Here is an 8,254-nt window from a genome sequence, read left to right on the forward strand (position 1 = left end):
GGTTGCCGCGCGCATGGAGGGGGTGGATGTCGCCGTCTCCAGCCTGTGCGTGGCGGCCGCTGTTCCCACCACCACGGCGCTGCGCTGGGTGCGAAGCCTGTCGGAAGCCGGCATCTTTGTGCGCCGCACCGATCCAGGCGATGCCCGCCGCGCCTTCATCACCCTTTCCGATCAGGCGCATGAAGCGATGATCGGCTGGCTCAGGCGCTTTGCGACGGTGTTTGCGCTGCGCTAGCCTATCGTGTTGGCGCTGCGTTCGCCGGGGGTGTTCGCGCTGCGCTGGCCGGGGGAGCTTGAACTTTGCCGAGCAGTTCCAGCACCGGCGTCAGGCTGCGGTCGGGGGCTTCCTCCATCGGGATATGGCCGATGCCATCAAGGATTGCGATGCGCGATCCGGGGATCGTCTGATTGAGCCAGACGCCGACCGACAGCGGGATGAAATGATCTTCGCGGCCCCAGATGATCAGTGTCGGCATGGTCAGCGTCGGCAGCATGGCGGCGGCCTTTTCCTGCCCCTGATACTGGCTGAACCGCTGCAACGTGGCGCGGCGGTTACCGGGATACAGCAGCAATTCCCAATAACGGTCGATCACGGTCGGCGTCGCGATGGCCTGATTGGCGATGGACTGTTTGAAGCTGCGTTCGATCAACGCCCGCGGCGTCACGCTGGTCAGCACATCGCGCACCACAGGGGTGCGGGCCATGCGGAATCCGATTGGCGGCTTCGCGTCCTTGGGCGGCGGTTTGCCGACGGAATCGACCAGGATCAGCCCGGCAATCCGGTCAGGATGCAGCGCGGCATAGCGCCACGATACGCCGCCGCCCATCGAATTGCCGCCGATCGCAAAGCGCTGCAAGCCCAGCCGATCGACCAGTTTTTCAACAATGCCGACATAGGCTGCGTTGGTATAAAGTGCTTCGCGGGTCGCGCCGGTCAGGCCGTGCGCCGGCAGATCGAGCGTGATCACCCGGTACCCCTTCGCGTTAAGCCGCTGCACCCAGGGTTCCCAAGTGTGCAGCGATGAATTTGATCCGTGCAACAGCACCACCGGAAAACCATCGCGCGGGCCTTCGTCGCGAACATGGATGGTGCTGCCCGGCGACAGTTCGACGAACTGGCTGGCCGCATTGGCATATTTCGCCTTCAGCGTGGCGACCGGAATATCGGGCGTGGCAAACACCGCCCACAACACGGCAATCAGCCCGGCGAACACCGCCAGCCCATAACCCAAGCCCCGAAGAATCATGGGCAGCCAGTTACGCCTCTTGCCGCCACTCATCAGATCGCCTCGATACGAACGGGCAGGCCGTCCTTGGGCTTGGGGATCGGGAACATGCGGAAATCGCTTTCCACGCTGCCCAGCGGCTTTTCCGCCACGATGCGGTGCTTTTCCAACAGCGCGAAGAAGAACATTTTCACCTGCATATAGGCAAAATGCTGGCCCAGGCACATGTGCGCGCCGCCGCCAAACGGCACCCACGCATATTTGTGGCGGCCGCGGCTGTTTTCCGGCGTGAAGCGGTTGGGGTCGAAATGTTCCGGGTTGGGCCAATATTCTTCCAGGCGGTGGCTGATCATCTGGTTGACGCCGATGCTGGCCCCGGCCGGCACGACATGATTCTGGAAGGTAAAGCTTTTCACGGCGCGGCGCGGCATCGAAGGCACCGGCGGGATCAGCCGCAGCGCTTCCTTGAACACCATGTCGGTGATTTCCATCTCGCCCAGCGTGGCATAAGTCAGCTTGCCGTGACGCTCGCGGATGCCGGCGATCTCTGCGCGCAGTTTATCCTGCCATTCCGGATATTTGGCCAGGCACCACACGATCGAGCTGATCGACGAAGTGGTGGTATCGTGCGCGGCCATCATCAGGAAGTTCATGTGATCGATGATGTCCTGCTCGCCCAGCAACTGGTCATTCTCGTCACGGGCGTTGCAGACCTGGGTGAAGATGTCCTTGCCTTCCACCCCGCGCCGCTTGGGGATTTCGCCGGCGAAATAGCCGCTCATGAAGGCGCGGCCATCAACGCCGCGCTTCATGGCGGTGAACGGCAGCGGCTTGCGGATGACACCCACCGAGGCGGCGACCATGTCGCAAAAGGCCTTGTTGATCTTTTCCGCTTCGCCGCCCCACGGCACGCCCAGAAAGCTGGTGGCGGCCAGATCGAGGGTGAGCGCCTTGATCGACGGGTAGAAATTCAGCGATTTGCCGGTTGGCCATTTCGCCAGCCCGCGGGTGATGCCGTCTTCAAGCTGGGTGAAATAATGCTGCATCGGCTCGGTCTTGAAGGCGACCGACAGCGTCTTCCTATGGATGCGATGTTCTTCGAAATCCATCAGCATCAGCCCGCGCGGGAACAGCAGTTCCAGCACCGGATTCCAGCCCAGCTCGCTCGAAAAAATCTTGTCCTTGTTGAACAGGATCATTTCATTGGCTTCAGGGCCGATCATGGAGACACCCCAGCCGCCGAAATCCTGGCGGCGCACGATACGGCCATGCTGCTCGAACAATTCGCGGCTGCGGCCCAGCGGGTTGGCGAGAAATTTCAGGGTGCGCAGGATCGGGAAGCGCGCGGGCGTCATGCCGGGGATGTGCTCAAGCTCGGCATAGCTTGGTGTTGGCAGGTCGGCCGGGATGAATTCTTGTCTGGCGACGGGGGCATTCATGGGCAGACCTCTCACTTGGTGCGGAGTTTTGATACGCATTTTCATGGTCAGGCGCAATCATAGTGGCAAAGCGCCACTTCCCCCGAAGGCGACACAGGGCTAACAGCACAAGCGTGAAACCGGATTTCGATCTTGTTCTGGCGGGCGGCGGCCTGGCCAATGGCCTGATAGCCCTGCGCCTGGCGCAGCTGCGCCCGGAATTGCGGGTGGCCATCGTCGAAGCCGGGCCAAATATTGGCGGGGATCACACTTGGTCCAGCTTTGGCCTCGACATCAACGATGAACAGCGGCGCTGGACCCAGCCGCTGTTTGCGCACCGCTGGGATTGCTATTCGGTGCGCTTTCCAAGGCATTCGCGCACGTTGAACGTGGGTTATGGCAGCAGCAACAGTGACAAGCTGGCCGCAGCCGTTGCCAAGGCGCTGCCGCCGGAGCGGATCATCACCGGCGTACCGGTGGTGGCGATCACCCCCACCAGCGTCACCCTTGCCGATCAGCGCGTGTTGACCTGCAACGCTGTGATCGATGGCCGCGGCCAGAGCAAATCGACTGCGCTCGACCTGCGGTGGCAGAAATTCCTTGGCCAAGAGGTTGAACTGGCCGAACCGCACGGCCTGGCCGGCCCGATCATCATGGATGCGACCGTACCGCAGCAGGATGGTTATCGCTTCATCTACACGCTGCCGTTTGGCCCACGCCATCTGCTGATCGAGGACACATATTTTTCCGATGGCCGCGATCTGGCGCCCGATCTGCTGCGCCGCCACATCGCCGATTATGCCGTGGCCCAGGGCTGGCAGATCACCGGCGTGATCCGCGAAGAGGCCGGCATCCTGCCGCTGGCCATCGGCGGCGATATCGCAGCGTTTCTGGATGAAGGCGTGCCCGGTGTGGCGCGCGTCGGCCTTGGTGCCGGCCTGTTCAACCCGGTGACCGGTTACAGCTTCCCCGATGCCGTGCGCATGGCCGACATGATCGCCGCGTTGCCCACATTCGATGCTGCGACTATCCACCGCGCGGCCCGCGACCATGCGATACGTGTGTGGAACAGCCGCGGCATGTATCGCATCCTCAATCGCATGTTGTTCCTTGCTGCACAGGACGAGGAACGGCGCACGATAATGGAACGTTTTTATGAACATCCAGACGATCTGGTGGGCCGGCTCTATGCGGCCGACAATCGCTGGAATGATTGGCCACGGGTATTTTCCGGCCGGCCGCCCATCCCGCCGCTCAGGGCGCTGGGCACGCTGGTCAAATATGAATTGGGGATCAAATGACGACTGCTGCAGTGATTGGTACGGGCTTTGGTGGATTGGCGCTGGCCATCCGCCTGCAAAGCGCCGGCATCCAGACCACGCTGATCGAAGCCCGCGACAAGCCGGGTGGCCGTGCCTATGTGTTTGAAGATGATGGTTTTATCTTTGATGCCGGGCCGACGGTGATCACCGATCCGACCTGCCTGGAAGAATTGTTCGAACTGTCGGGCCGCAAATTGGCTGATTATGTCGAACTGATGCCGGTGACGCCGTTTTATCGCCTGATGTGGGAAGACGGCACGGTGTTCGATTATTCCAACGACGAAAAGGAACTGCTGCGCCAGATTGGCGAACTGAACGTCAAGGACGTCGCCGGTTATAAGGAATTTCTGAAGTTTTCCGACAATGTGTTCCGTGAAGGCTATGAAAAACTTGGCCACGAAGCCTTTCTCGATTTCAAATCGATGCTCAAGGCGGCGCCGCAGTTGATGCGGTACGAAGCGTTCCGTTCGGTCTATTCGATGGTGTCCCGCCATATCGAAGACGAGCGTTTGCGCCAGGCGTTCAGTTTTCACACGCTGCTGGTGGGCGGCAATCCGTTCCGCACCTCCAGCGTGTATGCCCTGATCCACGCGCTGGAAAAGAAATGGGGCGTGTGGTTCCCGCGCGGCGGTACCGGTTCGCTGGTGCGCGGCATGATCAAGCTGTTCGAAGATCTGGGCGGCAGCGTGCGCATGGGCAGCAAAGTGGAAGCCATCATGGCCGACAGCGGCCGGGTGACCGGTGTGCGCTGTGCCGATGGCTGGTCTGGCCGCTTTGACGCGGTGTGCTCCAACGGCGACGTGGTCAACACCTACCAGGAATTGCTGGGCGGCCACCCGCGCGGTGCCGAAATGGCCACCAAGATGAAGCGCCGCAGCTTCTCGCCGTCGCTGTTTGTGCTGTATTTCGGCCTGAAGGGTGTGCGCACCGATGTGGCGCACCACACCATCCTGTTCGGCCATCGCTACAAGGAACTGCTCGGCGAAATCTACAAGGGCGGTGAACTGCCGGAAGATTTCTCGCTGTACCTGCATCATCCCACGATGACCGATCCGGCCTTGGCGCCAGAAGGCCACGGCGCCTATTATGTGCTGTCGCCGGTGCCGCATCTGGGCAAGCTGGATATCGATTGGGAAAAGGAAGCGCCGCGATATGCGGACTCGATCCTGGAGGCGCTGGAGCGGCGCGTTCTGCCCAATCTGAAGCGTGATCTGGTCACCATGCGGGTGTGGACGCCCAAGGATTTCGAAACCGAATTGTTCGCCCATCACGGCAGCGCCTTCAGCCTGGAACCGGTGCTTTGGCAGAGCGCCTATTTCCGCACCCACAACCGCGATGACGTGCTGTCGAACCTGTATTTCGTTGGTGCCGGCACGCATCCCGGCGCCGGCATCCCCGGCGTGGTGGGCAGCGCCAAGGCCACCGGCAAGCTGATGGTGGAAGACCTGCTGGGCAAGAAGGCAGCGTGATCCTGCCGGGGTGAGTGGTTCAGCTACTCACCCCACTTGCATGGGTGCGCCCATCCGGGCAGGAAGCGCTTCGTGTCTGTCGTCCTTGATAATGCCCGCACCGCCATCGCGCGCGGATCGAAAAGCTTCGCGCTGGCCAGCCGCCTGTTCGACGCGCCCACGCGCGATCGCGCCATGCTGCTGTATGCCTGGTGCCGCCACACCGACGATGTGATTGACGGGCAGATCTTGGGCGAAGGCCGCAACGATGATCACCGCCCGCCGGCCGAACGCCTGGCCGAAGTGCATTGGGAAACCGAACGCGCGCTGGCCGGCAACCCCACGCCGGGCACGCCGTACGAAGCGCTGGCCATGGTGGTGCAGCAGACCGGCATGCCGGCGCGTTACCCGCGCGATCTGATCCAGGGTTTCCGCATCGACATGGAGGAACGGCCGTTCCTGACCTTCGATGATACACTCACCTATTGCTATCATGTCGCCGGCTGCGTGGGCGTGATGATGGCGATCATCATGGGCGTGAAGCCCGACCAGCGCGCCGTGCTGGAACGCGCCTGCGATCTGGGCATGAGTTTTCAATTGAACAATATCGCCCGCGATGTGGTCGAAGACGCGATGAACGGTCGCCGCTATATCCCCGAAGATTGGTTGGCCAGCGTGCGGCTGGAACCAGACAGTTTTGTGCTGGATCGCAACCGCCGGCAACTTTCCCGGCTTGTCGCCCGGCTGGTGTTCAAGGCCGAGGAATATGAGGAATCGGCGCGCTATGGCACGTCGGCGCTGGGCAACCGCGCGGCGTGGGCGGTGCTGGCGGCGGCGCGCATCTATGGCGGCATCGGCCGCAAGGTGCGTGGGCTTGAAGAGGCCGGCCTCGAAAACCGGGTTTCCACCACCAAGGCCGAAAAGGCTCGCGCCGTGGCGCTGGCGATGGGCGATGCCCTGGTGCGTGGGCAACGCTGGCCAATGCCGGGGCCAAGCCGCGAGGGGCTGTGGATGATGCCTGAGTGAGGGGGGCCCGAATGAGGGGGCCTGAGTGAGGGGGCCCGAATGATTTGGCCGGCGTAAACGCACTTGGCATGCTGGCGCAGGCCAGCATCCACGGTGGGGCAGGGGCCAAGCCGCGCAGTAGATGCTGGCCTCCGCCAGCATGACGTGGGTTTTAGGGGGGAAGATTCGCCATGGTCGATCACGCCAACCTGCCGCGCTGGTCGTTCGGAGACAGCCCGGAACTGGCCGACGCACTGCTGGCGCTGGTTCTGGATGGCCGCAAGACCGCGACCTGCTGCGCGGCGGCGCAAATGGGGCCAACAGACATCGGCGAGCGGTCCATCATCCTTGATGGTGCGGGCAATCCAGCGGCGTTGATCGAGACAATTGGCTGCGACGCCGTGCGGTTCTGCGATGTCAAAGCCGAATTCGCGGCAGCAGAAGGCGAGGGCGATCTATCGCTGGGCTATTGGCGGGACGCCCATCAACGCTATTTCACCCGCCAAGCTGTGTTCGCCCCTGACATGATGCTGTGGTGCGAGCGCTTCCGGGTGGTGGCGCGCTTTTAAGGCGTCGAAGGCGGGCGAATTGGCGCATTCCCCACCCCCAACCCCTCCCCTGAAGGAGAGGGGAGCCATTTGTACCGATATCGACCTTCTCCCCTCCCCTTCAGCGGAGGGGCCGGGGGTGGGGACGTTTATCGCGCCCAATGCTCGGGATTGTCGATCATCCCCATCTCGGCCTTCATCTTCGCACTGGCCCGTATCCGGCCACGGCCATCGGCTTCCAGTTGTGCCTTCAGCTTGCGGATCGGCGGCGCCCAGATGAAGCCAAAGCTTACCGTGCCATCCCTGGTTTCCACCACATGGTGCAGGCGATGCGCCTGGACGATGCGTTTCAAATATCGGCCCTGCGGATTCCAGCTGTGCGCCAGGCGGCGATGCACGATGATATCGTGAAAGCCTGCGTAAATGGCACCATAGCCGGTGATGCCCATGCCGATCCACCATGCCGCGTTGAAACCGTTCAATGATCCCCAAAGGATCAGCGCGATTGCTGGAACGGCGCCCATCACGGCAAACCAGTCATTTTTTTCAAACCGGCCTTGGCGCGGCTCGTGGTGGGATTTGTGCAGGCTCCAAAGGAAACCGTGCATCACCCAGCGGTGCGCCACGTACGCAACGCCTTCCATGAACGCCAATGCTCCCAGAAAATAGGCGATACCCGGCCAGAACTGCATCATCAACTCCCGTGTCCCCAGCCGCTTACGATGACGCAGGGACTTTTCATCGTCTGCATATTGCCGCACTGACGGTGCCATGCACAAGCCCGCCGCGACAACGCACGACGGAACAATCAGCCAAAGCCTGGGCCTGCTGATCGTGCTGGCGTGGCTGACCGTGCACCTGGGCTGCATCTTTGGCCCGCCGCTTGCCAACTGGCACCCGGCGGCGCTTGTTGTGGTGGTGCTGGTGCAGGCTTGGCTGTCGACCGGCCTGTTCATCATTGCCCATGATTGCATGCACGGGGCGTTCGCGCCGGGCAAACGCGGGCGCAATCGCACCGCCGGGCGCGCGGCGCTGATGTTGTATGCCGGCCTTGATTACGACAAGATGGCCCCGGCGCATTTCGCCCATCATCGTCATGTTGGCACCCATGCCGATCCCGATTTCAATGCTAATGCGCCAAATTCGCCCGGCCGCTGGTTCCTGCATTTTTTCGGCAATTATTACACGCACATGCAGCTGGTGCGGATCACCGTGGTCGCCTGCCTCTATATGGTGCTTGGGGCCAGCCTGATCAATTTTGCATTCTTCTGGGCGGTGCCGGCGCTG

General features: G+C 62.1%; 8 protein-coding genes and 1 pseudogene. 6 read left to right on the forward strand and 3 right to left on the reverse strand.

Going from position 1 to position 8,254, the window contains the following annotated elements; genetic code table 11:
• Positions 1–235, forward strand: a pseudogene (locus tag RMO81_RS06640) (MarR family transcriptional regulator); the annotation flags it as partial.
• 1 nt (position 236) lies between these two features.
• Here RMO81_RS06640 and RMO81_RS06645 read toward each other — a convergent pair.
• Together RMO81_RS06645 and RMO81_RS06650 are read right to left on the reverse strand one after the other, a co-directional pair.
• Positions 237–1,247, reverse strand: coding sequence for an alpha/beta hydrolase (locus tag RMO81_RS06645; protein WP_310475008.1), 1,011 nt, complete (start codon positions 1,245–1,247; stop codon positions 237–239).
• Positions 1,248–1,279: 32 nt separating this feature from the next.
• Entirely contained in the window at positions 1,280–2,665 is a 1,386-nt protein-coding gene (locus tag RMO81_RS06650; RefSeq protein ID WP_310475009.1) for a cytochrome P450, read from the reverse strand.
• A 113-nt stretch (positions 2,666–2,778) separates the two neighbouring features.
• Here RMO81_RS06650 and crtY point away from each other — a divergent pair, with 113 nt between their 5' ends.
• From crtY to RMO81_RS06670, 4 genes are all read left to right on the forward strand, one after another.
• Entirely contained in the window at positions 2,779–3,945 is a 1,167-nt protein-coding gene (gene crtY, locus RMO81_RS06655; protein ID WP_310475010.1) for a lycopene beta-cyclase CrtY, read from the forward strand.
• Positions 3,942–5,435, forward strand: a complete 1,494-nt coding sequence (locus RMO81_RS06660; RefSeq protein WP_310475011.1) for a phytoene desaturase — start codon at positions 3,942–3,944, stop codon at positions 5,433–5,435. The genes crtY and RMO81_RS06660 overlap by 4 nt, the downstream gene beginning before the upstream one ends.
• Before the next feature lie 72 nt (positions 5,436–5,507).
• The gene (locus RMO81_RS06665; protein WP_310475012.1) at positions 5,508–6,440 is read left to right on the forward strand and encodes a phytoene/squalene synthase family protein; all 933 of its coding nucleotides are present in this window, start codon (positions 5,508–5,510) and stop codon (positions 6,438–6,440) included.
• 170 nt (positions 6,441–6,610) lie between these two features.
• Positions 6,611–6,988 carry an ASCH domain-containing protein gene (locus RMO81_RS06670; RefSeq protein WP_310475013.1) on the forward strand — a complete coding sequence of 126 codons (378 nt, stop codon included), beginning with the start codon at positions 6,611–6,613 and terminating at the stop codon, positions 6,986–6,988.
• A 128-nt stretch (positions 6,989–7,116) separates the two neighbouring features.
• Here RMO81_RS06670 and RMO81_RS06675 read toward each other — a convergent pair whose 3' ends face one another.
• Positions 7,117–7,662 (reverse strand): sterol desaturase family protein, encoded by a 546-nt coding sequence (locus RMO81_RS06675; RefSeq protein WP_310475014.1) that lies wholly within the window; start codon positions 7,660–7,662, stop codon positions 7,117–7,119.
• A 76-nt stretch (positions 7,663–7,738) separates the two neighbouring features.
• Here RMO81_RS06675 and RMO81_RS06680 point away from each other — a divergent pair.
• A partial coding sequence (locus tag RMO81_RS06680) for a fatty acid desaturase (protein WP_310475015.1) occupies positions 7,739–8,254 on the forward strand: 516 nt, incomplete at its 3' end.

The organism is Sandarakinorhabdus sp. (genome assembly GCF_031422795.1).
Lineage (GTDB): Bacteria > Pseudomonadota > Alphaproteobacteria > Sphingomonadales > Sphingomonadaceae > Sandarakinorhabdus.